Genomic DNA, 23250 nt, shown 5'->3' with positions numbered 1-23250 from the left:
ACCAGGGCGGGACAACAATCCGGACCAAATGGTTCCTCAGGAACCTGAACTGTGCTTGGATTCCCGAAACTGTTATGCTAGTGTTAACAAGCCCATGACGCGGCCGGATGCTATGGATGGACAGGCCCCTTCGCGGCAGTCTTTTCGTCCTGATCGACACCACCGAGTCCTTAAATCAATTCCTCCAAGGAGCATTGAGTCAATGAACAAGAAACTCCTCTGTGCCGCGCTGCTGAGCGGGCTGGCCGTGGCCCAGACCGCCTCCGCGCAGGACTTCGATGACCGCTGGTATCTCACCACCTCGGCCGGTTTCAACATCCAGGACGGCGACCGCGGTACCCGCAACGCGCCGTTCGGCACCATCGGCTTCGGCAAGTTCATCAGCGACAACTGGTCGCTCGACGGCGAGTTCAACTACCAGAACCCGCACTTCGAGAACCCCGACGTGATCCGTGCGCCCTTCCAGCGCGCCGGCAATCTGAACTGGAGCCAGTACGGCGTGTCGATCGACCTGCGTCGTCACTTCATCGCCGAAGGCCGCAACTGGAACCCGTATGTGGTGGCCGGCCTCGGCTACCAGCGTTCGGAAGAAGAATTCGACGCCTTCCCGAGCCCGAACTCCCCCGGTCAGCGTGAAGACGGCAATCTCGCCGGCAAGATCGGTGGCGGTCTCCAGGGTGACCTGGGCCGCATCGGCCTTCGCGCCGAAGTCGCCTACCGCCTCGACGCCGACGACACCAGCGTGAACGCCTCCAACGAAAGCTGGTTCGGCGACGTGCTGGCCTCGGTCGGTTTCATCGTCCCGCTGGGTCCGGAACCGTCGGAACCGGTGGCCGATGCTCCGCCGCCGCCGCCGCCGGCCCCGAACTGCGCCGACAAGGACAGCGACGGTGATGGCGTCAACGATTGCAACGACCGCTGCCCGAACTCGCAGCCGGGCGAAGCCATCGGTCCGGACGGCTGCAAAGTCCAGATCTCGATCGACCTGAAGGGCGTGAACTTCGACTTCGACAAGGCCACCCTGCGTCCGGACGCCGTTGCGATCCTGAACGAGGCTGTCGAAATCCTGAAGCGTTACCCCGACCTGCGCGTCGAAGTCGCCGGTCACACCGACCTCTGCGGCAACGACGGCTACAACCAGTCGCTCTCGCAGCGTCGTTCGGACACCGTGTACAAGTACCTGACCGACAACGGTATCGACGCTGGCCGTCTGGCCGGCCCGAACGGTTACGGCGAGAGCCGTCCGCTCGTTGCCACCGCGCAGACCCTGCCGGAGTGCAAGAACGAGACCAACCGTCGCACCGAGCTCAACGTCCAGTAATTCCGGACACGCTCGTCGCAATCCCCGAAGCCCGGCCTCGTGCCGGGCTTCGGCGTTTCAGGGCCGATGTCGGTGTTTTGCCGTTCGGTGTTTCCGGCGCACGATCACGATCCCGCAATCCTGAGGTCGCCTCCGGTTGTCGGTCGTGCCACGCCGGGCCTACACTCGACGCTTCGACCCTGCGAGAGTTGCTTCCATGCGCCCGAATCCGGTTTCCGTCCTTCCGCGTGCGCGCATGATCGGTTGTCTGGTCGGCCTTTCGCTGTTCACCTGTGCCGCTGTCGCGCAGGCTTCGGTCGATTGCACTGCGCTGAAGCCGCAGGCGCCGGCGAAGGGCAACATCCTGCAATCCACGCCGATCGCCGAGGAACTGGCTGCGCCGAATGCACAGATCGGTTCGGGCGTCGGTTTCGCGCAGTTGTTCGTGGAAGGCACATCGGTCGATCTGGTGCTGGCGCGCGTGAAGCACAACGAATGCCGCGCTACCGCGGCAGCCGCCCAGCCGCTGTCGGGCGCCGCGGGTGCCTATCAGCCGAAACCCGGCGATGCTCAGGCCTGGCGTTTCAACATGACCCAGGACGGCAAGCGCATGACCGCCGACGAATTCGACGCCTGGATGAAGGCGCGTGGCGTGCGGGTCGTGCAGGGTCCGGCCAAACCGGTTGCACCGCCGCCCCCTCCGCCGGCTCCCGCGCCGGAACCGCCGAAGAAGAAACGACGCTGACGGCTTCGCGCGGCCCGCGCTACGGCATCGCCCGGGTCCTGTCCAAGCGCGGCATCTGCTCGCGAAGTCAGGCCGCGGAATGGGTGCGCGCGGGACGCGTGCGGGTGGGCGGACGCGTGGTGCGCGACCCCGAATTCCCGACCGACCTGGCCCGCGACGACATCGTCGTCGATGGCGAAACCCCGGGCATCGTCGCGCCGATCCATCTGATGTTGAACAAGCCGCGTGGGCTGGTGACGACCGCGAACGACGAACGCGGCCGCGACACGGTCTATCGTTGCTTCGACGGTGCCCGGCTCGATGACGGTCGACCGTTGCCGTGGATTGCGCCGGTGGGACGCTTGGACAAGGCCAGCGAAGGGCTGCTGCTGTTCACGAACGATCCGCTGTGGGCGGCGCGCATCACCGATCCTGCGACGGGCCCGCACAAGACCTATCGGGTGCAGATCGACCGTGTGCCCGACGACGCGCTGCTGGCGGCCCTGCGCGACGGCGTGGATGCGGATGGCGAGCGACTGTCCGCCGTTTCGGCCACGCTGCTGCGCGCCGGCGGTAAGAATGCCTGGGTCGAGATCGTGCTCGACGAAGGCCGCAACCGGCAGATCCGGCGCCTGTTGGCCGCCTTCGACATCGCGACGCTGCGCTTGATTCGCGTCGCCATCGGCGATCTTGTATTGGGCGAACTGCCGAAAGGGCAGTGGCGGGTGTTGACGGCGGCGGAACGACAATGCCTCGGTGCACCTGCGCGCGATGCGTGACCCGGATCACGTCGGACCCTGCGGCATGCGTCGATCTGTGCGCGACGCCCGTCGATGTTCAGGCACCCGATCGAAGCCCCGCCTACACTCGCGGCCGGGGGGATCCGGCGATCGAAGAGGATCCAGATTCATGCGCATCATCCTGCTGACGGCGCTCGCCGTCGTCGTCGCACTGCCCGGCTGCGCCAGCCGCACGCCCACCGCCGACGATCTGCCGCCGCCGCCGGTCGCGATCGGCAAGTCGAATCGTTTCGAGATGACCCAGAACGGGCGCAGGATGAGCGCCAGCGATTTCGACGCATGGATGAAGGCGCGGGGCATCCGCATCGCCAAGGGGCCAACGGAGCGGTCTTCTCCGAAGCCGGTACCAAAGGCGCAGCCGAAGCCCCGGCCCAAAGCTCAGGCCCGCGCGGAACCCAAGCCGCAGCCCGCCGCCACATCGGCGAAGCGTCAGAAGCGTTGACATCGCCTGATGTCGTCCCTCGAGTCGCGACGCGCGTTCAGCCTTCGTCGTCGTCCGTCTCCGGCGCGCGCCAGCGCGCGAGCCGGCTCTCCAGCAACCGTGCGACGACCTCGCGTGCGCGCTCGTCCTGCGGGCCGCGAGCATCGTGGCTCACGCCCTTGCCGTGATTGCATCCCGCGCAGGCCACGGCGAGATTGCGCGCATCGTTGGCATCGTCGCCGACGCGGGCGGTGAGTGTGGCGGCCGCGCGCTTGCCGAACCAGGCCTGCGGCACGACGTGTTCCAGGGTCGCGTGCCCGAGCGCTTCGCCGTCGGCGCGCACGTGCAGGCGACGACGGCAGTGCAGGCAGCGCGTCCGCCATTCGCCGTCCTCCCGTGCCGCCAATGCATCGCTGGCGAGCGCGCGCAGGAACAGCCGGCGCAGCGCGGGACGCACGTCAGGACGGAATGACGCCCAGCTCGCGGCCGATCCGCACGAACGCATCGATCGCGCGATCAAGGTGTTCGCGGGTGTGCGCGGCGCTCATCTGGGTGCGGATGCGGGCCTTGCCCTGCGGTACGACAGGGAAGAAGAAACCGATGGCGTAGATGCCTTCCTCCAGCAGACGTTCCGCGAACCGCTGCGCCAGCGGCGCGTCGTACAACATGACCGGGCTGATCGGGTGCACGCCGGGCCTGATGTCAAAACCTGCGGCGGTCATGCGCTCGCGGAAATACCGGGTATTCCCGGCGAGCCGTTCGCGCAGGTCGTCGGCGGTCGACAGCATGTCGAAGGCCTGGATGCCCGCCGCCACCACGTGCGGCGGCAGCGAGTTCGAGAACAGGTAAGGCCGCGAGCGCTGGCGCAGCATTTCGATCACGTCCTTTTTCGCCGTGGTGAAACCGCCGAGCGCGCCGCCCATGGCCTTGCCGAGGGTGCCGGTGAAGATGTCGATCCGGTCCATCACGCCCTTCACCTCGGCCGAACCGCGACCGGTGGCGCCGAGGAATCCGGTGGCATGGCATTCGTCGATGTGCACCAGCGCGCCGTACTTCGCGGCCAGCGCGGTGATCTCGTCGAGCGGAGCGATGACGCCGTCCATGGAGAACACGCCGTCGCTGGTGATCATGATCGTGCGCGCGCCGTCGGCTTTCGCCTGCTGCAGTTGCTGCTCCAGGTCGGCCATGTCGCAGTTCGCATAGCGATAGCGTCTGGCCTTGCACAGGCGCACGCCGTCGATGATCGAGGCATGGTTCAGGGCGTCGGAGATAATCGCGTCGCGCTCGTCCAGCAGCGGCTCGAACAGGCCGCCGTTGGCGTCGAAGCAGGCGGCGTAGAGGATCGTGTCCTCCGTGCCGAAGAACGCCGCGATCTTCGCTTCGAGCTGCTTGTGCAGGTCCTGCGTGCCGCAGATGAAGCGCACCGAGGCCATGCCGAAACCGTGGGTATCGAGCGCGGTCTTTGCCGCGGCGATGATGTCAGGGTGGTCGGCCAGGCCGAGATAGTTGTTGGCGCAGAAATTCAGCACCGTGCGACCGTCGGCGAGTTCGATCTCGGCGGACTGCGGGCTGGTGATGATGCGTTCCGACTTGAACAGGCCCTGGGCGCGGATGGCGTCGAGTTCTTCGGCGTAGCGCTGGGTGAGTGCGGTCCGGGCGAGGGCGGAATCGTTGGACATGGCGGCACACGAAATGGCGTGGCCGCATAGTGTACGCGCGGCACGGCGGCACCGCCCTGCGCCGCCGTATCGTCGTCGATGTCAGCCGCTGGCCGCTTCCGCCGAAGCGCGTTCCGCGATCAGGCTGCGCACCAGCGCGACCAGAGTGTCTTCGGAGAAGGGTTTGCCGAGCAGCCGGGTGACGCCGGCCTGTTCGGCCATCGCCTGGTGCTTGTCGGTGGCGCGCGAGGTGATCATCACCACCGGCAGGTCGCGGGTCGACGCCTGATTGCGCAGGTTGCGGGCGACTTCCAGACCGTTCATCCGCGGCATTTCGAGGTCGACCAGCAGGGCGTGGGTCGGTTTGGCCTGGATGGCGGCCAGCGCTTCGAAGCCATCGCGCGCGGTGGCGACTTCGAAGCCGGCATCCTGCATCAATTGTTCGAGTGCACGGCGCACGCTCAGCGAGTCGTCGGCCACCACCACGCGGGTGGCGGCCGCGGCCGCGGTCACCGAGAGGCGCGCGGTATCGAAGCGGCGGTCGTGCGACGACTGCAGCAGCACGTCGAGATCGATCACCGGCGCCAGGCCGCCGTCGCCGAGCTGGGTGATGCCGCGCACCGCGGGCACCGGCGGCAGATACGCGCCCATCGGTTTCACCACCACGCTGCGCACCTCGTCGATGCTGCGGACCAGCACGACGCTGGGCCGGCCGTCGGGGTCGCGGACGGCGAGGCCGATGCCGCCGCCCAGCCACATCGAAATGTCGGCGCTGTCGCCGTAGAACGCTTCGATCGGCAGCGCCGGAACGGGGGTACCGTCCAGCGCGACGGTCAGGTGGCCGTCGTCGTAGCGGCATTCGCCGGCGGCGAAGCTCACCACGCGCTCGACCGAGGCCGCGACCACCGCGCTGACCTGGCGCTGGCCGCGGGCGACGATCACGTTGGCCAGCGTCTGCGTCACCGGCAGGCGCATCAGCACGCGGGTGCCGTGGCCGGTCTGGCTGGACAGCGTCAGCGTGCCGCGCAGCGCGGCGATGCGCTGGTTGACGACGTCCATGCCGATGCCGCGGCCGGAGACGTCCGATGCGCTGCTGCGGGTGGAGAAGCCGGGCAGCAGGATCAGGCGGGTGAGCAGGCGTTCGTCGGCGGGCTGGTCGGCGTCGATGAGGCCGGCGGCGATGCCGCGCGCGCGGATCGCGTCGAGATCCAGACCACGACCATCGTCCTGCAGTTCGATCGTCGCCGCGTCGCCCTGCAGGCCCACGCGCAGCATGATCCGGCCGGTGTCGGGCTTGCCGGCGGCGATGCGCGCTTCGGGCGCTTCGATGCCGTGGTCGATGGCGTTGCGCAGCAGATGCGCCAGCGGTTCGACGATGCGTTCCAGCAGTTCGGCGTCGACCGGGATGTCCTCGCCGACGATGTCGAGTTCGACCTGCTTGAAGACCTGTTTCGCGGTCTGGCGGACGATGCGTTGCAGGCGCTGCGAGATCTGGCCGAACGGGACCGTGCGGGTGCGCAGGATGGTGCGCTGCAGATCGCGGTTGAGCTGTTCCTGTTCGCTGCGCAGATCGGACAGCGCGTTCATGATGCGGTCGATGCGGCGCATGAATTCGCCGCTGTCGGCGTGCGCTTCCAGCAACTGCCGCGAGATCACGTGCAGTTCGTTGTACTGGTCGATCTCGAGCGGATCGAGATCGGCGCCGGCCTTCTGCGCGGTTGACTGCAGCGCCGCGCCGCGCAGCGCGACCAGATCGTCGAGGCGCCCCATCAGTTCGTGGGTGTAGCGCACGCCCTGGCGCTGGTCGCGATGGATCGTGCCGAGACCTTCGAGCTGCTGGTCGATCTGGCGCGATGTCACCAGGGTTTCGCCGGCGAGGCGCTGCAGTTCGTCGAGCAGTGCGCTGGGCACGTTCAGGCTCTGGATGCCGCTCGCGGCCATGCCGCCCGCGATTGCAGGCAGCGCAGGCGTGGACGCTGCGGGCATGACCGTCGATGCGGGTGTCAGCGATGGCGTCGGCGCCGGTGTCGATGCCGTGGCGATATCGGCGGGCGCATGCTGGATCGACGTCTGCGGCGTCTGCGCGCCGTCGGCGAGCGCATTCGCGGCATCCAGCACGCGCTGGTAGAGGTCGAGCAGATCGTCGGGCGCCGGGCCGCGGCCGAGCAGATGATCCGAGATTTCCTCGACGCAATCGCTGGCGGCGGTCAGCAGCTCGGCGCAATCGTCGTCGAGCAGATCCGGCCGCTTCGCCAGCGCGATCAGGATGTCTTCGAGCGCGTGGGTGAGATTCGCCAGCCCGCGGATGCCGACCGTGTTGGCGTCGCCCTTCAGTGTGTGCGCGACGCGGCGTGCTTCGTCGATGGGCTCGGGCGAGCGGGTCGCGGCGAGCGCGCGCACGGCATCGCCAAGTCGGGCGGTGTTGCCCGGCAGTTCGCGATACATGCCGTCGAGCACGCTCGGCAGCACATCGTTCGCGGGGGTCAGGCCGATGTCTTCGAATCCGGCGACGGTCTTGCGCTGCGCGATCAGCGCCGGATCGAATCCGACCGCGACGCGCGCGAGTTCGTCGCCGAGCGCGGCCGACCAGCGCGCATCCAGCGCGGGCAGGGCAGGAGCGGTCGCGACCAGCAGGTCGGCGGCCTCGCGGCCCGGCTGTTCGAACGCGGCGAGCAGCGCGTTGCACCAGATCGCGAGCGCTTCCGGCCCGATGGCGGCCTCGCGCCGTTCCAGACCTTCGCGGATGAGATCCATGCCGCGGGCGAGTTCGAGCGTGCCGATCAGTTCCATCACATTGACGATCAGCTGGCACTGATAGCCGAGTTCCTCGATCAGCGCATCGGCGGCCGCCGTATCCATCGCATCCGACCAGGTCTGCGTCAGCGGCAGCACCTGTTCGAGGATGGCCTGGCGGGTGAGGTCGAGTTCTTCCCGTCCGATCCAGATCGGACCGGTGCCTGCGGCCGGCGCGTCATCGGGGACGAAGGCGTCCGCTTCGATGCTGGAGACGGGCGATGCGATCGCATCGGGCTCCACAGCTTCGGATCCATTGCTGTCGGCGACGATGTCCTCGGATGTGTCGCCGATCGCCGACGCTGCGGAGGTGACGACGGGATCGGGATTCGTCCGTGCGATCGGATCCGCGGCCGAGGATTCGACGAACAGTCGCGCGGTGTCGGCGGCGACCGTGAAGGCATCCGGCACGCGAGGCGCCGCCACGGCGTCCGTCGCGGCGATGGCGATGGGCTGCGCCGCGTTCGCGGGTTCGCTCGCGGCCTGATCGAGCCGGCGTGCGATCACGTGGACGAAACTCGGCGACAACCGCGGCAGCCAGCGGATGTCGTCGGGCAATTGCGCGAGCATGCGTCGGCCGTCGCGGTCGAGGCGGCCGGCGAGATGCTCCTGCAGCCCGATGAACCACAGGCTCATGCGGATCAGATCGTCGCGGGTCAGCGCATCGCCGCGCCGGCCAAGATCCTGCAGTGCCGCCATCCAGCTGCGCAGCAGATCGGCGACGCCCGGCAGCGGCGCGTTGGCCGCGCCGGTCTGCAAGGTTTCCACCATCTGTCCGAGCAGGACCGCGTCGGCCATCTCGGGCACGGCATTGGCCACCTGCAACAGCGACACCAGGGTGTCGAGCTGCGCGCGGTAGTCCGCCGTGGCGAGCGGTCTCGCGGCGGGCAGGGCGTCTGCGCTCTCGGATGGCGATGACATGGCGGTGGACCTCGATGCGCGGTGGCGTGCGGTGGTGCGGAATCGGAACCGGAATCGCGATCGGCGCCGGGATCAGCCCGGCAGCCGGAATTCCGACACCGTCCTGACCAGCGCGGACGCCGACGCGTTGAGATGCTCGGTATCGCCGCGCTGCTGTTCGATTTCCTCCAGCGTGCGCTGCGACGCGCTGATGAGTTCGTAGGCGCGGGCCAACAGACGCTGCGAGGCTTCGCCCTGGGTCTGGGTGGCCTGCGAAATCGTGCGTACCGAATTCACCAGCGCTTCGGTCGCTTCGCGAGTGTCGTTCATCTGCGCGCCGGCCTTGTCGGCGAGGCGGGTGATGTCCACGACCTGGGTGATCGTGCCGTTCATGGCCTGCAGGGTTTCGGTGGTATCCGACTGGATCGCGTTCACCAGTCCGGCGATCTGCTGGGTCGCTTCGCGGGCGTTTTCCGCAAGCCGCTTCACTTCGTCCGCCACCACCGCGAAACCGCGGCCCGCCTCGCCGGCCGCCACCGCCTGCATCGACGCGTTCAGCGCCAGCACCGACGTGCGCTCGGCGATCTGACCGATGATGGTCACCGCCGAGGAAATTTCCTGCGAGCGTTCGGCCAGCCGCTTGACGCGTTTTTCCGTTTCGCGGATCTGGTCGCGCGAGGCGGTGATGCCTTCGACCGTGGCGCGCACGACGCTCAGCGCTTCGCCGGTGGTGCTCAGCGCGCGTTCCGCTTCGCGCCCTGCGCCCTGCGCCTGTTCGCCGATCTGGCGCAGCGCGTTGGCGGTGGTGCTCAATTCAGCGGAGGCCGCGTTCGCCTGGTTGCTGGCTTCGTCGGCGAGCTTGAGCACGGTGTCCGCGCGCTGTTTCACGCGGCTGGAACTGTCCGAGACCTGCGCGGAAATCGCGTTGACGTCGCGCAGCGCGCGCGCGGTCGAGGTGGTCATCATGTTGATCGCGTCGGAGACCGCGCCGGTCACGTCCTCGGACACCGGCACCTTCACGTTCAGATCGCGCTGCGCGAGCTGCGCGACCGAGGTCATGATCTCGATCACCGAGTTGTTGAGCTGTTCGTTCTCCTGCTGCGCGCGCGCCAGCTCGGCCACCTTTTCGTCGAGCAGGCCGTCGAAGGCCTTCGCCAGCTGGCCGATTTCGTCGTTGCTCTGCAGGCCGGTGCGGGCGTCGAGATCGCCGGCGCCCACCTTCAGCACGGTGTCCTGCACCCGGCTCAGCGGCACGTTGATCGAGCGCGCGAGGCGCAGGGCGGCGAACAGCGCGATCAGGCCCACCAGCACGAGGGTGGCGAGACCCGCGATCGCGATGCCTCGCTGCAGCGCGGTCACCGGTGCGCTGGATTCGGCGGCGTCGATTTCCGACAGAATCACCCAGCGCAGACCGAGCACGTCGATCGGCGCGTAGGAGCCGAGGACGTCGATGCCGCGGTAATCGGGATAGACCGCTGTGCCGCTTTTGCCCGCCAGCGCATCCTTCACGCCGCGGGTGTCCACCGTCATCAGGCCGATGTTGGAGTCTCGCGAATCCATCGCCGCCAGCTTCGCCTGCGGGGTCTTCAGGCCGCGCATCATGTCGAGGAAGCCCGCACTGTTCTGCTTCATGAACCGGGAAATCGAGCGCGGGGTCTTGTCCGCGCCGACGAGATAGGTTTCGCCGGATTCGCCTAGGCCCACATCCTTCCAGCGTCCATCGAAGGTCATGATCTGGTTCACGCGGTCGATCGGCAGCTGCACGATGAACACGCCGATGGTCTTGCCCGTTTCGTCGGTGATCGGCGTGCTGACGAACGAGGCCTGATCGTCGTACGACGGGCGATAGGGCGAATAGTCGGTGATGGAGACGTCGTCGGCGCGTTTGGAGGCCATCGCCTTGGCGTAGGCCTGGCCCAGGCCGCTCTGTGCCCAGGGGCCGTCGCGCAGGCTGGTGGCGAAGTCGAGTTCCTTGAAGTAGGTGTAGACCACGAAGCCGGTCTGCGCGTCGACCAGGAAGAAGTCGTACAGGCCGTAGCTTTCCACCGCGCGCCGCGCGTAACCGTGGATGCGGCCGTGCATCGCGCTGTAGGACGAGCCGTCGTCCGCCTGGTCCAGATCGCCCTTCTTGCCCAGCGGGTTCGGGTTGTCGGCGATGTAGACGTACTGCGCGGCCAGCGTCTGCGGCGGCAGCTTTTCGACGAACCCGGAAATGTCCGCGCGCTGGCCGGGATTGCGGATCGAATACTGCCGGCCGAAATCGGCCTGGTAGTAATCCGTGAGCGCGGCCTTCGCGACGTCCAGATCGACGCCGGCCGCCATCTGCGGCTGGGTCGTGGTGCCTTCGCGCAGCGCCTGCCTCACTTCGGCGGTGTTGGCCACGGTGCGCATCAGGTCGGAGACGTTGCCGAAATAGGCGTTGATTTCTTCCTGTTTGCCGGCGCGGATCGACGCCATCTGGTCGTAGGCGCGCTGATCCAGCGCTGCGGCCGACTGGCGGCTGGCGTAATAGCCCAGCACACCGGCGAGCAGGATCAGCGGGATCAGCGCCAGCGCCGCGGTGCCGACGATGAGCCGGCCGCGGATGCTGCCGAAGAACGAGGACGAAGAAGTGGCCATGCGGATTTTCCCCGGAGCGGATATCGGAAAGCGGGACGCGGGCGATCAGCCCGACGCGCCGCCGGTGATGTCTTGTGCGACGGCCGCGAGCCAGCGCTGGAGATCGAACTCGCGCGCGATCCCCTGTGCGCTGGCATGGGCGCGTCCCAGAAACGGTTCGAGCGCTGCGACCGTCGCCGCAGGCGTCGCTTCGCGTTCCGCGTACAACAGCGTCGGCGTCGCGGCGCACGCGATCGCGCAGGCGCTGGCGCCGACGCCTGCCGAAACGATCAGCGGTTTTGCGTCGCCTGCGGACAATCCGGCCCAACCGGCCAGATCGAAGACCGGCAGCAGGTTGCCGCGCTGGCTGACCACGCCCTTGAACCATGCGCGGGTATTCGGCACGCGCACCGGTACCGCGTCGATCAGCACCTGCATCGGAACGCCTTCCGGCACCAGCAGCCACGGCAACCGCGGATGCGCCTGGAACGCGATGCGCGGCGTGGCGGCCGGCGCGGTCGCGGCGGCACCGGTGAAACCGCCGTTGATCGCGGGGACGTCGGTTGCGGTCATGCTCAGCCGAAGGCCTTCAGCGTGTCGACGATCTGATCGGCGGAGTAGGGTTTGCCGATCAGCGCCTTGCCGCCCTGCATCTTGGCCCAGATCTGGTCGGCCTTCTGGTTCTTGCTGGAGACGAACACCACCGGAATGGCCTTCGTATCGGCACTGGCCTGCAACTGCCGGCACGCTTCGTAGCCGTCCATGTCCGGCATGATGATGTCGAGGAAGATGAGCGCGGGTTTCTCGGAGATGGCCTTCTGCACGGCTTCCGCGCCGTTGGAGGCGGTCACCGAATGCCAGCCGGCGTTGGTGAGGATGCTGCGCAGATTCGCGAGTTCGGCGGCGGAGTCGTCGCAGATGAGAGCTTTCGGCACGGTGGACGTTCCTTGGAAAGGAGGGAGCGGAAATACGGTGTGCGCGGGTCGATCAGAGCCGGTAACCGCGCGCGATCATCTGCGCGCGATCGTTGCGGAAGGATTTCATCAGCGCCTTGTCGACCGCCTGGCTGAAGGTGTCCCACGTGATCGGCTTGATGAGATAACTGTCGCAGCCCGAGAGCGCGCCGCGCGCGCGGTCGAACGGAGAAGAGCGGCTGGTGAGCATCAGCACCGGCATCATGCGCAGGTAGGTGTTGTGCTTGATCTTGCGGCACAGTTCGTAGCCGTCGGTGCCGGGCATCACCACGTCCAGGAACGCGAGGTTGTAACTGTGGTGTTCCAGCAGGCGCATCGCCGCTTCGGCGCTGTCGGCCAGATCGCAGGCGATGCCCAGACGCTGCAATGCCTGCCGCATCTGCTCGCGCACGGTCAGACTGTCGTCCACCACCAGCGCGGTCAGCGGTTGGGGTTCGCCGGCCTTGCCGGGGACGAAAGCCGACTCGACCACCGCCTGGGCGGCCGCGCTCTGCGATGGCGCGGTCGTCGTCGCGGTCGGGTGGGCCGTCACCTTGTTGCCCATGAATTCGTGGTCTGCGAGGTCGTCCAGGACTTTCATCACCTGGAGGAACAGCGATTTGCGTTCGATCCGGTAACGGCTGTCCCCGGCCATGCCATGGTCGGAGATGGTCACCGGAATCAGCCGCGGGTGGCGCTGCTGCAGATCCTGGTACATCTCGATCGAAAGCGGCGAGCTGGCGTCGACGATCGCCACGCCGGGCTGCGGCATGTTCTCCGCCTGGCCGGCGTGGAAAGCGTGGCGTCCGCTGTTGGCGCGGTTGATCACGATTTCGAGCAGCCTGGAATCCCTGGCGGTCAATCCGCACAGCGCGACCTGGTAGGCCATACCTGAACCTCATGTTCGTGGGAGGACCTGTCAGTTGAGACAGGCTGGAGCGTTCGAGATATTGAGCAAGATTGATGCCAAAAATGAACGGTTGGCATACGGCAGAGAGGTGACCGAGAAATTTCAGGGGTGTTTCCGTCGGTTAAATATGAGTTAATCTCGGGGGTGATGCCGCCAAAAACGGCATCCACTCTCCCCCCTACGAAACGATCCACATCCCCTGACAGAGGAGGTTCTTGTGCGTAAACAGCTGATTTCCGTGGCGCTGCTGGCGCTGATGCCGCTGGCGGCACAGGCTCAGGACGAAGACGATTCCGGTTTCAACTGGAACGCCGCCGCAACGTCCGAATACATGTTCCGCGGCATTTCCCAGACCGACGACAAGCCCGCCATCCAGGCCGGCGCCGGCTACAGCTGGTCGAACGGTCTCTACGTCGGCGCATGGGCGTCGAACGTGGACTTCGGCGAGAGCACCGATGCCGAAGTCGACACCTTCGTCGGCTGGAACGGCGATCTTTCCGACAGCGTCAATCTCGACGTGCAGTTGGTCCGCTACAACTACGTCGGCGAGCCGGATGGCGTGGATTACGCCTACAACGAGCTGATCGGCAAGGTCTCGTTCGCCGAGAATTATTCGGCGACGCTGGGTTACACCAACGATTACCTCAACAGCAGCACCGACAGCATCTACGCTGCGCTGGGCGGCAGCTGGGAAGTCGGCGACGGCTACAACATCACCGCCGGCGTGGGTTACACCACGGTCGACGACGACCTGGCCACCCAGGACGGTTACATGGATTACTCGGTCGGCGTGAACCGCGACTTCGGCCCGGTGAACATCGGCGTCAGCTACATCGGCACCGACAACAACGGCGAAGATCTGTTCGGCGAAGACAATGCCGAAGACAAGTTCGTGGTGACGTTCTCGGTCGGCGGCTGATCGCCTCCCGCCGGAGCGATCCGGAGACACGAGAAAGGGCGCCTCGGCGCCCTTTCTTTTTGCGTGTCGCGTTCGGCCCGCAGATCGTTCCGGTATGTTCGATTGGCCAAATCTATTGAATACGATTGCAGCGCAGTCCGGGTCCGCGATGTAACGCGATGTAACGCGATGTAACGCGGTGGCCGGGAGACAATCGATTGCGGTTCCCGTCCCATGCTGCCGCGCATGGTCACATCATTGCCGACGACTGCGTCAGATGGACGCGACTCCCGGCACGGCCGAATTCATGCCCCTTCCCGAGTGGGTTCCGAACGTGCGACCACCCGCCCGCGGCATGAATCCGCCGTTTCAGTTCCAACTCAGCACGACCTTCCCGGACTTGCCGGATTCCATCAGATCGAAGCCTTTCTGGAAGTCGTCGATCGGCAACTGGTGGCTGAGGACCTTGCCCAGCGGAAAGCCGGACAGCACGAGTTGGGTCATCTTGTACCAGGTCTCGTACATCCGGCGCCCGTAGATGCCATGGAGGGTGAGGCCCTTGAAGATGATCCGGTCCCAGTCGACGCCCGCGCCCTTGGGCAGGATGCCCAGCAGCGCGATCTTGCCGCCGTGGTACATGCAGTCGAGCATGTCGTTGAACGCGCGCGGATTGCCGCTCATTTCCAGGCCGACGTCGAAGCCTTCCATGTGCAGGTCCTTCATCACTTCCTTCAGCGACGTGTTGCTGACGTTGACCACGCGGGTGGCGCCCATGTCGGCGGCGAGCTTGAGGCGGTAGTCGTTGACGTCGGTGACGACCACGTTGCGTGCGCCGATGTGCTTGCAGATGCCGGCGGCCATCACGCCGATCGGGCCTGCGCCGGTGATCAGCACGTCCTCGCCGACCACGTCGAATTCCAGCGCGCAGTGCGCGGCGTTGCCGTACGGGTCGAAGAACGCGGCCAGTTCGCTCGGGATCTGGTCGGGGATCGGCCAGAGGTTGCTGGACGGCATCACCAGGTATTCGGCGAAGGCGCCGTCGCGATTCACGCCGATGCCCACCGTGTTCGGGCACAGATGCGGTTTGCCGGCGCGGCAATTGCGGCAATGGCCGCAGACGATGTGGCCCTCCGCCGAGACCCGCTGTCCGAGGCGATAACCGGTGACGCCGGGACCCATCTCGACGATGCGGCCCACGAATTCGTGCCCGATCACCAGGCCGGGCTTGATCGTGCGCTGGCTCCACTCGTCCCAGAGATAGATGTGCAGGTCGGTGCCGCAGATCGCGGTCTTCTCCAGCTTGATCAGCACCTCGTTGGCGCCGGGCGACGGCACCGGCACGTCCTCCATCCAGATGCCTTTGCCGGCTTCGCGCTTCACCAGCGCCTTCATCGTCGTCGTGGCCATGGATCGCCCGTCGCTGTGGTTGGGGCGCGGATTATACGCCCCGGTCCGCGACCGTCCGTTCAGGCGTCGACGGCATGTGCGCCATGCCGTCGCGTATGGACGTCAGGCGGCGCCTGCAGTGCGACGTCCGTCGCAGCGTCGCTTCGGCAGGCATGACCATTGGACATGGCCGGCGCCGGTGACGAACCGATACACTCGTGCTCTTTGTCCCGCAGTCCGAGAACGTCATGTCCCGTCACGGTATTTCCCCGAACCTGCTCGCCGTCGCGACCGTCGCCTTCGTCGCCGGCGTGTTTTCGCCTGCCGCCTCCGCCGTCGAAGGCATGTGGGTGCCGCAGCAGTTGCCCGAAATCGCCGGGCCGCTGAAGACCGCCGGCCTCAAGCTCACCCCGAAACAGCTGAGCGACCTCACCGGCGACCCGCTGGGCGCGGTGGTCTCGCTGGGCGGATGCACCGCCAGCTTCGTCTCGCCGCAGGGTCTGGTCACGACCAATCATCACTGCGCCTACGGTGCGATCCAGCTGAATTCCACGCCGGAAAAGAACCTCATCAAGGACGGCTTCAGTGCGCCGACGCAGGCGCAGGAGCTGAGCGCCGGCCCGAACGCCCGCATCTACGTGCTCGACCGCATCGACGACGTGACCACGCAGGTGCGCGCGGCCATCGCCGCGGCGCCGGACGCACTGAGCCGCACCCGGGCCCGGGATGTCATCGAGAAGCGCCTGATCGCCGACTGCGAAGCCACGCCGGGTTATCGCTGCACCCTGTACAGCTTCTTCGGTGGCGGCACCTATCGCCTGTTCCGCAATCTCGAGATCAAGGACGTGCGCCTGGTCTACGCGCCGCCCGGCAGCGTCGGCAACTACGGCGGCGAAGTGGACAACTGGATGTGGCCGCGCCACACCGGCGACTTAGCGTTCTACCGCGCCTACGTCGGCCGCGACGGTCGTCCCGCCGCGTATTCGACCGACAACGTGCCGTACCGGCCGAAGCAATACCTGCGCATCGCCGACAAGCCGCTGGCCGCCGGCGATTTCGTCATGGTGGCCGGCTATCCGGGCAACACCAATCGCTACGCGCTGGCCGAGGAATTCGCCAACACCGTGGACTGGACCTATCCCACCATCAGCCGCCACAACAAGGCGGTGGTGGCGCTGGTCGACGCCGAGGGCCGCAAGGTCCCCGACATCGCGGTGAAGTACGCCAGCATCGTGCGCAGTTGGGAGAATGTGCTGAAGAACTACGACGGCCAGCTCGAAGGGTTCGAGCGCATGGGCGCGTCGGGCATCAAGGAGAAGCAGGAGCAGGCGGTGCTGAGCTGGCTGCGCAAGCGCGGCAAGGCCGGCACGCCGGCGCTGGAGGCTTACGAGACCCTGCGTTCGCTCAATGTGCAGACCCAGGCCACGCGCGAGCGCGATCTGGTGCTCGCCCGTCTCGGCGGCAACGGCGTGCTCAGCGTCGCCACCCAGTTGTACCGGCTGTCGATCGAGCGCGAGAAGGCCGATGCCGACCGCGAGTCCGGCTTCCAGCAGCGCGATCTCGCCGGCATCGAAGGCAGCCTGCGCCAGATGGAACGCCGTTATCACCCGACCATGGATCGCGAGATGATGCGCTACTGGCTGGAACAGTACGTGCGTCTTCCGAAGGAACAGCGCCTGCAGCCGTTGGATGCCTGGCTGAAGGGCAGCGACGACAAGGCGATCGCCGCCGCGCTGAAGTCCATGTCCGCGAGCAAGCTCGGCAATACCGACGAGCGTCTGCGCTGGATGAAGGCCGACCGCAAGGAATTCGAGCGCAGCAAGGATCCGGCGATCCGCTATGCGGTGGCGATGATGCCGACCCTGCTGCGGCTCGAAGAGGCCCGCAAATCGCGCGCCGGCGACAGCATGGTCGCGCGTCCGCTGTTCCTGCAGGCGGTCGCGGAATACAAGAAAAGCCGGGGCGAGGCGGTCTATCCGGACGCCAACGGTTCCCTGCGCATCACCTTCGGCAACGTGACCGGCTACACCAAGCGCGACGGCTCGCGGCAGAAGCCGTTCACGCTGCTGGAGGAAGTGGCGGCGAAGGCGACCGGCCAGGAGCCCTTCGACGCACCGCAGGCGCAGCTCGAAGCGATCCGCGCCAAGCGTTACGGCGGCCTCGTCGACAAGAAGCTCGGTACCGTGCCGGTGAATTTCCTGTCCGACCTCGATATCACCGGCGGCAACTCCGGCTCGCCGGTGCTCGACGCCAATGGTCGTCTGGTCGGCCTGGCGTTCGACGGCAACTGGGAATCGGTGAGTTCGAACTGGGTGTTCGATCCCGCCGTCACCCGCATGATCTCGGTGGATCAACGCTACATGCGCTGGATCATGCAGGAAGTGTTTCCGGCGCCGCAGCTGCTGCAGGAACTGGGCGTGCCGGCGAAGAAGTAACCGCTCCGGCGCGGCGTGCGAAGGAAACGGCGGCCACGGCCGCCGTTTCCGCATCTGTGGCTTCCGATTGCGCCCCGGTCAGTCGCGGGGCAGGCAGAGCGCGTAGCCGTTGGAATAGCGCGTGCTGGTCTTGCCCCACGCGGTGTAGTTGCCGTTGCAGTCGATCGCGCGATAACCGATGGTGTTGCCGGCGGCATCGAAGTAATAGTAGAACTCGCCAATCGAGGTCGGCCCGGGGGCGGCGGCGACCGCTGCGCCGATGGCGAAGGCGGCGCCCAGCGCGAGAGCGATCTTGGTGCTGCGGCGCTTGAGTGAAGTCTTCATCGTTCGTTCCTTTGTTGTGAAGTACTGCCGGGAAGTCCGGCGCACCGACTCTAGCGCCAGCCGAATTGCGAAAACGTTATCCCGGCAGCACTTCTTCGAGTGGGCGCCGCGGCTTCGCGCAAACGCTTGCAAAGCGCCGATACTCTTGCGACGCTGCCCGTGGGACCGGTCGGCAGGGGGCGGTCCGTTGCGCAACGCCGTCCTTCGCAGGGCGCGCAGCCGCAGTCCGGGTCGCGGACCGTCGTTGGAGGAATCCGCGGCCGAGGCGCGCCGACCCTGCGATCGGAGCCATGGCAGGGCACGGGAGCGCGATATGCGGGGATGCATCGGATGGGCGTTCGCGCTGCTGCTGTTCGCGGCGAGCATGGCCCGTGCAGCCGATCCGCAGATCACGCGCATCTCGCCGGATGTGCGGGTCTATCCGCAGTATTTCTCGGTCGAGCAGGACCGCCTGCGCCACATCTACGTTGGCGGCAGCGGCGGCATCCTGCGTTTCGATGGCGGCCGCTGGACATGGCTGAAAACGCCGCGGCCCGGTGCGGTCCGCGCGTTGCACGCCGACGCCCGCGGGCGCCTGTGGGTGGGCGGCAGCGACTGTTTCGGTTATCTCCGCACCTTGTCGAACGGCGATCTCGAATACGTCGATCTCGTGCCGGGATTCCGGCGCGATCTCGCCGACAGCGGATCGTCGGGCGCCCGGCCCGCCGGTGCCGACGCCTCCGGCACCGATGTCGCGGACGCGAACTTCGCCGACATCAACTTTGCCGACATCTGGCAGATCACCGAGCACCGCGGCCGCATCTACTTTCGCGGCCTGCGCGATCTGTTCGCGGTCGACGCGGATGGCGCGCGCGCGGGCTATTGGCATCACGAAGGCCGTTTCGGCGAGATCGATCGCGTGGGCGACGAACTCTGGGTGCAGTGGCGCGGCGAAGGTCTCCGTCGTCTGGAGGGCGATGCCTTCGTGCCGATCGCGGGCACCGGCGGATTGTCGACCGCGCTGATCTACAACTTCTTCGCGCTCGACGACGGCGGCGTGCTGATCACGGATGCGGCCGGCGGACTCAAGATCTTCAAGGACGGCCGGGTCGATCCGCTCGACGACGTGGCCTCGACCGATGGCGCTGCTGATGACGGCAGTGCCCACGGCGGCGGCCTCCACGACAATGCGATCCAGATCAACAACGGCGTCGCCCTCGGCGGCGGCAAGTTCGCGTTCGGTTCGTTCGACGGCGTCCTGCGCGTGCTCGATCTGCCGCGGCGCCGCTTCGAATCGATCCAGGTCGGCAAGAGTTTCATTCCCGAAGTGGTGGTCGACGACGACGGCGCGCTGCTGAGCGTGGACGATCGCGGTTTGATCCGCGTCGAATGGCCGTTCCGCTGGTTGCGCTACGGCAAGGCCGAAGGCGTCGAAGGGTCGGTGTACGCGCTGCATCGCATCGGCGATGCGCTGTATCTCTCCACCGGGGCCGGCGTCTATCGCGGGTCCATCGCGAACGGCGTGTTCGACCATCCTCTTGCGCGGCAGGATTGGACCCGCGGCGAGGCATGGCACATCCTCGACGACGGTGCCGGTCTGCTGCTCGCCGATTCGCGAAGCCTGAGCCGGATCGACCACGGGCGCGCGACCGTCATCGGCAGCGACGACCTGTACCCGCGCACGCTGCTGTTGGATCCCGCGCATCCCGGGCTTTTGTGGGTGGGATCGGAATTCGGGCCGGTGCTGCTGAAGCGCGACGGCGACGGTTATGTCGAAGCGGGTCGGCATACGAAAGCGCCCTGGCTGGTCAGTTCGCTGGCCGCGACGGCGGACGGCATTCTGCTCGGCAGCGACGAAAACGGTCTGGCGATGGCGGTCCTGGACGCGCGCGATCCCAACGGCTTTCGCGTCGTGCGTTTCGGTCCGCGCGAGGGCCTGCGCTTCGGCGCCGCGAACACGGCCGTCGTCAGCGCGACGCCGGAGGGCGCGGTGGTCAGCACCGAAGCGGGGTTGTTCCGTTACCGCGCGGGCCGCTTCGTCGCGGACGATCTCGATGGTCTCGGCGGGCTGTTGGACGCGGGCGAAGTCGTGACCCTGGTCGCCTCCGGCGACGGCGATCGCTGGGCATACAGCTATCACACCGCGTATCGGAAGAGCGGCAACGGTCGATGGGCGGTCGCGCTGCATGCGCGGCCCGAAGACGGCCCGTTCATGAGTCTGCTGACGCTGCCCGGCGGCGATGCGCTGATCGCGGCGAACGGGCTGCTGGTGCGCTATCTGAGTCGTGCCGGAGACCATGATGGAGACGGCACGCGGCCCATCGCGGAGCGTGCGACGCTGCGCATCACCCGGGTGCGGCTGAACCGCGGCGGCGAACGGGTGTCGACGCTGCCGCTCGACCAGCCGCCCGGATTCCTGATGACCGGCGCCACCCTCGAGTTCGATCTGGGGCTGACCGATTTTTCGGGCGTCGGCGACAAACGCTATCAGTTCCGTCTTGAGGGCTTCGACGACACATGGTCGGATTTCGGCATGCAGCCGGGCTTCCGCTTCTTCTCGCTGCCGCCCGGCCGGTACACGCTGCACGTGCGCGCCCGCGTGGGCAATGCGCCGCCGATCGAAGGCGTGCCGTATCCGTTCGAGGTGATTCCGCGCTGGTACGAGCGCGCCTGGTTCCTGCCCGCGCTGGTCGCGCTGGCGAGCCTGCTCGCCGGCTTCGCGCTGATCCGGCGTCAGCGCCGGAGGCTCGCTGCGTTGCGGTCCCGGAATATCGAACTGGACGCACTGGTCCGCGCCCGCACGCAGGATCTCGAACGGTTGAATTTCAGTCTGCAGGATCTTGCCGATCGCGATGGCCTCACCGGCATCGCGAACCGCAGGAAATTCGATGCATTCCTGCAGCAGGCCGTGGAGCGCGCGCACGCCACCGGCGAACGTCTCGGTCTCGCGCTGATCGATGTCGATCATTTCAAGACCTACAACGATGCGAACGGACATCAGGCCGGCGACGATGCCCTGATCCGCGTCGCGCGCTGTCTCTCGGACAGCGTGCGCGGCGATACGCTGGTCGCGCGTTACGGTGGCGAGGAGTTCGCGATCGTCGCGCCGGGATGCGGGCTGGAGGACGTGCGGCATCTGGCCGAACGCATCCGCGCCCACGTCGCCGAGGCCGCGGACGGCATGACCGTCAGCATCGGTGTCAGCGAGCTGCATCCGGGCGAAACGCCGGCCGATTGCGTTGCGCGTGCCGATGCGGCGCTGTATCGGGCGAAGAGCGCGGGCCGCAACCGGGTAGATTGATCCCGCCGGCAGACCGGCCCCCGGAGGCGCGGACGCGATGGTTTCGATTGCAACCGTTCGCCGCGACGAACGGGGCGGGGTTGGCCTTTCCCGCGCCGGAATCCTCTGCTAGGCTGATCCCTGTCGCGGATTCCCATGCCAGCCGGCCCCGTTTCTCGACCGCAGGTGAAAGGCCCTTCGAACCCAGGTTCAGGTGCTTTCGCCGCCCAGATCCAACGCAATCATGTTGTTCGTCGTGCCGGCTTGCAGGGCTCCGCGGGATTCCTTCCCCACATGGAGCGCTCGAAATGAAAGTCCTGGCATGCGACGGTATCCACGAAGACGGCCTTGCGATGTTCCGCGACGCCGGTTGGACCGTCGAAATCTCCGATCCGATCAAAGACCCCGCCAAACTCGCCGCCGCCCTCGATGGCGTCGATGCGCTGCTCGTGCGTTCGGCCACCCAGATCACTGCCGAAGCGATCGAAGCGGCGAAGCAGCTCAAGGTCATCGGTCGCGCCGGCGCCGGCGTCGACACCATCGATGTCGATGCCGCCACCGCCCGCGGCATCGCGGTGATGAACGCGCCGGACGGCAACACGCTCGCCGCCGCCGAACACGCGATCTCGCTGCTGTTCTCGCTCGCACGTCACGTCCCGAAAGCCGATGCCGGCATGAAGGCCGGGCAGTGGCCCAAGGCCGGCCTCACCGGTTTCGAACTCGAAGGCAAGCGCCTGGGCGTCATCGGTCTGGGGCGCATCGGCAGCACAGTCGCGCGCAAGGCGCAGGGCATCGGCATGGACGTCGCCGCGTACGATCCGTTCCTGCCGGCGTCGGCCGCGGGCAAGGGCAGCGTCGCGCTGAAGACCCTCGACGAACTGCTGGCCTGGGCCGACATCGTCACCCTGCACATCCCGCGCACCAAGGACACCACCAACATCATCGGCGAAGCGCAGATGCGCGCGATGAAGAAGGGCGCGTATCTGATCAACGCCGCGCGCGGTGGACTGATCGACGAGGACGCGCTGCTGCGCCAGCTCGACGCGGGCCACCTCGCCGGCGCCGCGCTCGACACCTTCGCCACCGAACCCCTGCAGGCCGATTCGCCGCTGCGCGCGCACCCGAAACTCATCCTCACTCCTCATCTCGGCGCATCGACCAGCGAAGCGCAGCAGGCGGTCAGCACCATCCTCGCCAAGCAGATCATCGATTTCGCCGCCACCGGCGCGGTCGCGGGCTGCGTCAATCTGCCGCCGCTCACCGCCGAAGCCGCACGCGAAGTCGGGCCGTGGATGCCGCTGATGTCGTCGCTGGGCCGCCTGGCCGTGCGTCTGGTGCGCGCACCGACGCGTCTGGAAATCACCTACGCCGGTCGCACCGATGCCCTCGATACGCGTCCGCTGACGCGTCTGCTGGTCGCCGCGCTGCTGGGTACGGCATCCGGCCGCGTCACCCCGGTGAACGCGCTGCAGGAAGCCGCCGCGCGCGGATTGACGGTCGCCGAAACCGTCGGCGGCGACGGCGACGGTTTCGACCGCCTGCTCAAGGTGCGCGTGGTCGGCGACAACGGCAGCGGCAACATCCGGACCCGCGAGATCGAAGCGACTCTGCATCGCGGCCCGCGCGTGGTGCGTCTGGACGGCGTCGAGATCGAGTTCGATCCGCTCGCGCACGTGCTGCTGATGCGCAACGAAGACCGTCCCGGCATGATCGGCCAGGTCGGCTCGCAGCTCGGCACCGCCGGCGTGAACATCGTCAACTTCGCGTTGGGTGCGGCGGGCGACGGCCAGGCGCGCGCGGCGATCACGGTCGACAAACCGCTGAGCGACGAACAGATCGCGACGCTGAAGTCGGTGCCGGGCATCCTCTCGCTGCAGCAGGTCTGAGGTCG

General features: G+C 67.1%; 17 protein-coding genes. 8 read left to right on the top strand and 9 right to left on the bottom strand.

The window, feature by feature from the left end:
* The first annotated feature begins 202 nt into the window (after positions 1 to 202).
* The 4 genes from ABD974_RS08930 (at position 203) to ABD974_RS08915 (ending at position 3266) form a co-directional block, all read left to right on the top strand.
* Positions 203 to 1321: an OmpA family protein gene (locus ABD974_RS08930; RefSeq protein WP_345302962.1), complete on the top strand. Its 1119-nt coding sequence runs from the start codon at positions 203 to 205 to the stop codon at positions 1319 to 1321.
* Positions 1322 to 1517: 196 nt separating this feature from the next.
* Complete coding sequence (locus ABD974_RS08925; RefSeq protein WP_345302961.1) at positions 1518 to 2045, top strand: hypothetical protein; 528 nt, start codon at positions 1518 to 1520, stop codon at positions 2043 to 2045.
* Complete coding sequence (locus ABD974_RS08920; protein WP_425562666.1) at positions 1934 to 2803, top strand: pseudouridine synthase; 870 nt, start codon at positions 1934 to 1936, stop codon at positions 2801 to 2803. The genes ABD974_RS08925 and ABD974_RS08920 overlap by 112 nt, the downstream gene beginning before the upstream one ends.
* 130 nt (positions 2804 to 2933) lie before the next feature.
* Positions 2934 to 3266 (top strand): hypothetical protein, encoded by a 333-nt coding sequence (locus ABD974_RS08915; protein ID WP_345303023.1) that lies wholly within the window; start codon positions 2934 to 2936, stop codon positions 3264 to 3266.
* A gap of 37 nt (positions 3267 to 3303) precedes the next feature.
* On the opposite strand, the gene ABD974_RS08910 is transcribed toward ABD974_RS08915, so the two are convergent.
* The 7 genes from ABD974_RS08910 to ABD974_RS08880 all read right to left on the bottom strand — a co-directional run bounded on the left by ABD974_RS08910 (position 3304) and on the right by ABD974_RS08880 (position 13036).
* On the bottom strand, positions 3304 to 3702 hold the full coding sequence (locus tag ABD974_RS08910; RefSeq protein WP_345302960.1) for an HNH endonuclease: 399 nt from the start codon (positions 3700 to 3702) through the stop codon (positions 3304 to 3306).
* A 1-nt stretch (position 3703) separates the two neighbouring features.
* Positions 3704 to 4924 (bottom strand): glycine C-acetyltransferase, encoded by a 1221-nt coding sequence (gene kbl / locus ABD974_RS08905; protein WP_345302959.1) that lies wholly within the window; start codon positions 4922 to 4924, stop codon positions 3704 to 3706.
* An 81-nt stretch (positions 4925 to 5005) separates the two neighbouring features.
* Positions 5006 to 8617 carry a hybrid sensor histidine kinase/response regulator gene (locus tag ABD974_RS08900; protein ID WP_345302958.1) on the bottom strand — a complete coding sequence of 1204 codons (3612 nt, stop codon included), beginning with the start codon at positions 8615 to 8617 and terminating at the stop codon, positions 5006 to 5008.
* Positions 8618 to 8689: 72 nt separating this feature from the next.
* Entirely contained in the window at positions 8690 to 11215 is a 2526-nt protein-coding gene (locus ABD974_RS08895) for a methyl-accepting chemotaxis protein (RefSeq protein ID WP_345302957.1), read from the bottom strand.
* Positions 11216 to 11260: 45 nt separating this feature from the next.
* Positions 11261 to 11767 (bottom strand): chemotaxis protein CheW, encoded by a 507-nt coding sequence (locus tag ABD974_RS08890; RefSeq protein WP_345302956.1) that lies wholly within the window; start codon positions 11765 to 11767, stop codon positions 11261 to 11263.
* Positions 11768 to 11769: 2 nt separating this feature from the next.
* Positions 11770 to 12129, bottom strand: a complete 360-nt coding sequence (locus ABD974_RS08885) for a response regulator (protein ID WP_345302955.1) — start codon at positions 12127 to 12129, stop codon at positions 11770 to 11772.
* Between the two features lie 52 nt (positions 12130 to 12181).
* Positions 12182 to 13036: a response regulator gene (locus ABD974_RS08880; RefSeq protein ID WP_345302954.1), complete on the bottom strand. Its 855-nt coding sequence runs from the start codon at positions 13034 to 13036 to the stop codon at positions 12182 to 12184.
* A gap of 238 nt (positions 13037 to 13274) precedes the next feature.
* On the opposite strand from ABD974_RS08880, the gene ABD974_RS08875 reads away from it, so the two are divergent.
* The gene (locus ABD974_RS08875) at positions 13275 to 13976 is read left to right on the top strand and encodes a TorF family putative porin (RefSeq protein ID WP_345302953.1); all 702 of its coding nucleotides are present in this window, start codon (positions 13275 to 13277) and stop codon (positions 13974 to 13976) included.
* A 348-nt stretch (positions 13977 to 14324) separates the two neighbouring features.
* On the opposite strand, the gene tdh is transcribed toward ABD974_RS08875, so the two are convergent.
* Positions 14325 to 15347: an L-threonine 3-dehydrogenase gene (tdh, locus tag ABD974_RS08870; protein WP_345303018.1), complete on the bottom strand. Its 1023-nt coding sequence runs from the start codon at positions 15345 to 15347 to the stop codon at positions 14325 to 14327.
* A gap of 257 nt (positions 15348 to 15604) precedes the next feature.
* On the opposite strand from tdh, the gene ABD974_RS08865 reads away from it, so the two are divergent.
* Positions 15605 to 17776 carry a S46 family peptidase gene (locus tag ABD974_RS08865; protein WP_345303017.1) on the top strand — a complete coding sequence of 724 codons (2172 nt, stop codon included), beginning with the start codon at positions 15605 to 15607 and terminating at the stop codon, positions 17774 to 17776.
* A gap of 78 nt (positions 17777 to 17854) precedes the next feature.
* Here the strand turns inward: ABD974_RS08865 and ABD974_RS08860 are convergent, their stop codons facing one another.
* A complete protein-coding gene (locus ABD974_RS08860; protein WP_345302952.1) occupies positions 17855 to 18100 on the bottom strand; it encodes a DUF6289 family protein in 246 nt (81 codons plus the stop codon).
* Positions 18101 to 18413: 313 nt separating this feature from the next.
* Here ABD974_RS08860 and ABD974_RS08855 point away from each other — a divergent pair, with 313 nt between their 5' ends.
* Positions 18414 to 21380 (top strand): diguanylate cyclase domain-containing protein, encoded by a 2967-nt coding sequence (locus ABD974_RS08855; protein ID WP_345302951.1) that lies wholly within the window; start codon positions 18414 to 18416, stop codon positions 21378 to 21380.
* Positions 21381 to 21667: 287 nt separating this feature from the next.
* Positions 21668 to 23245 (top strand): phosphoglycerate dehydrogenase, encoded by a 1578-nt coding sequence (serA, locus tag ABD974_RS08850; RefSeq protein ID WP_345302950.1) that lies wholly within the window; start codon positions 21668 to 21670, stop codon positions 23243 to 23245.
* The last annotated feature ends 5 nt before the right edge of the window (positions 23246 to 23250 follow it).

This window comes from Lysobacter hankyongensis (assembly GCF_039543145.1).
GTDB lineage: Bacteria > Pseudomonadota > Gammaproteobacteria > Xanthomonadales > Xanthomonadaceae > Lysobacter_I > Lysobacter_I hankyongensis.
Note: the sequence above shows the minus strand (reverse complement) of the source record. Positions and strands in the feature narration are given on the sequence as shown.

Bases quoted from the DNA above. Each gene is read 5' to 3' on its own strand.
- serA (WP_345302950.1), top strand. From the start codon at position 21,668: ATGAAAGTCCTGGCATGCGACGGTATCCACGAAGACGGCCTTGCGATG.
- ABD974_RS08915 (WP_345303023.1), top strand. From the start codon at position 2,934: ATGCGCATCATCCTGCTGACGGCGCTCGCCGTCGTCGTCGCACTGCCC.
- kbl (WP_345302959.1), bottom strand. From the start codon at position 4,924: ATGTCCAACGATTCCGCCCTCGCCCGGACCGCACTCACCCAGCGCTAC.
- ABD974_RS08860 (WP_345302952.1), bottom strand. From the start codon at position 18,100: ATGAAGACTTCACTCAAGCGCCGCAGCACCAAGATCGCTCTCGCGCTG.
- ABD974_RS08930 (WP_345302962.1), top strand. From the start codon at position 203: ATGAACAAGAAACTCCTCTGTGCCGCGCTGCTGAGCGGGCTGGCCGTG.
- ABD974_RS08900 (WP_345302958.1), bottom strand. From the start codon at position 8,617: ATGTCATCGCCATCCGAGAGCGCAGACGCCCTGCCCGCCGCGAGACCG.
- ABD974_RS08925 (WP_345302961.1), top strand. From the start codon at position 1,518: ATGCGCCCGAATCCGGTTTCCGTCCTTCCGCGTGCGCGCATGATCGGT.
- ABD974_RS08855 (WP_345302951.1), top strand. From the start codon at position 18,414: ATGCGGGGATGCATCGGATGGGCGTTCGCGCTGCTGCTGTTCGCGGCG.
- ABD974_RS08895 (WP_345302957.1), bottom strand. From the start codon at position 11,215: ATGGCCACTTCTTCGTCCTCGTTCTTCGGCAGCATCCGCGGCCGGCTC.
- tdh (WP_345303018.1), bottom strand. From the start codon at position 15,347: ATGAAGGCGCTGGTGAAGCGCGAAGCCGGCAAAGGCATCTGGATGGAG.
- ABD974_RS08880 (WP_345302954.1), bottom strand. From the start codon at position 13,036: ATGGCCTACCAGGTCGCGCTGTGCGGATTGACCGCCAGGGATTCCAGG.
- ABD974_RS08890 (WP_345302956.1), bottom strand. From the start codon at position 11,767: ATGACCGCAACCGACGTCCCCGCGATCAACGGCGGTTTCACCGGTGCC.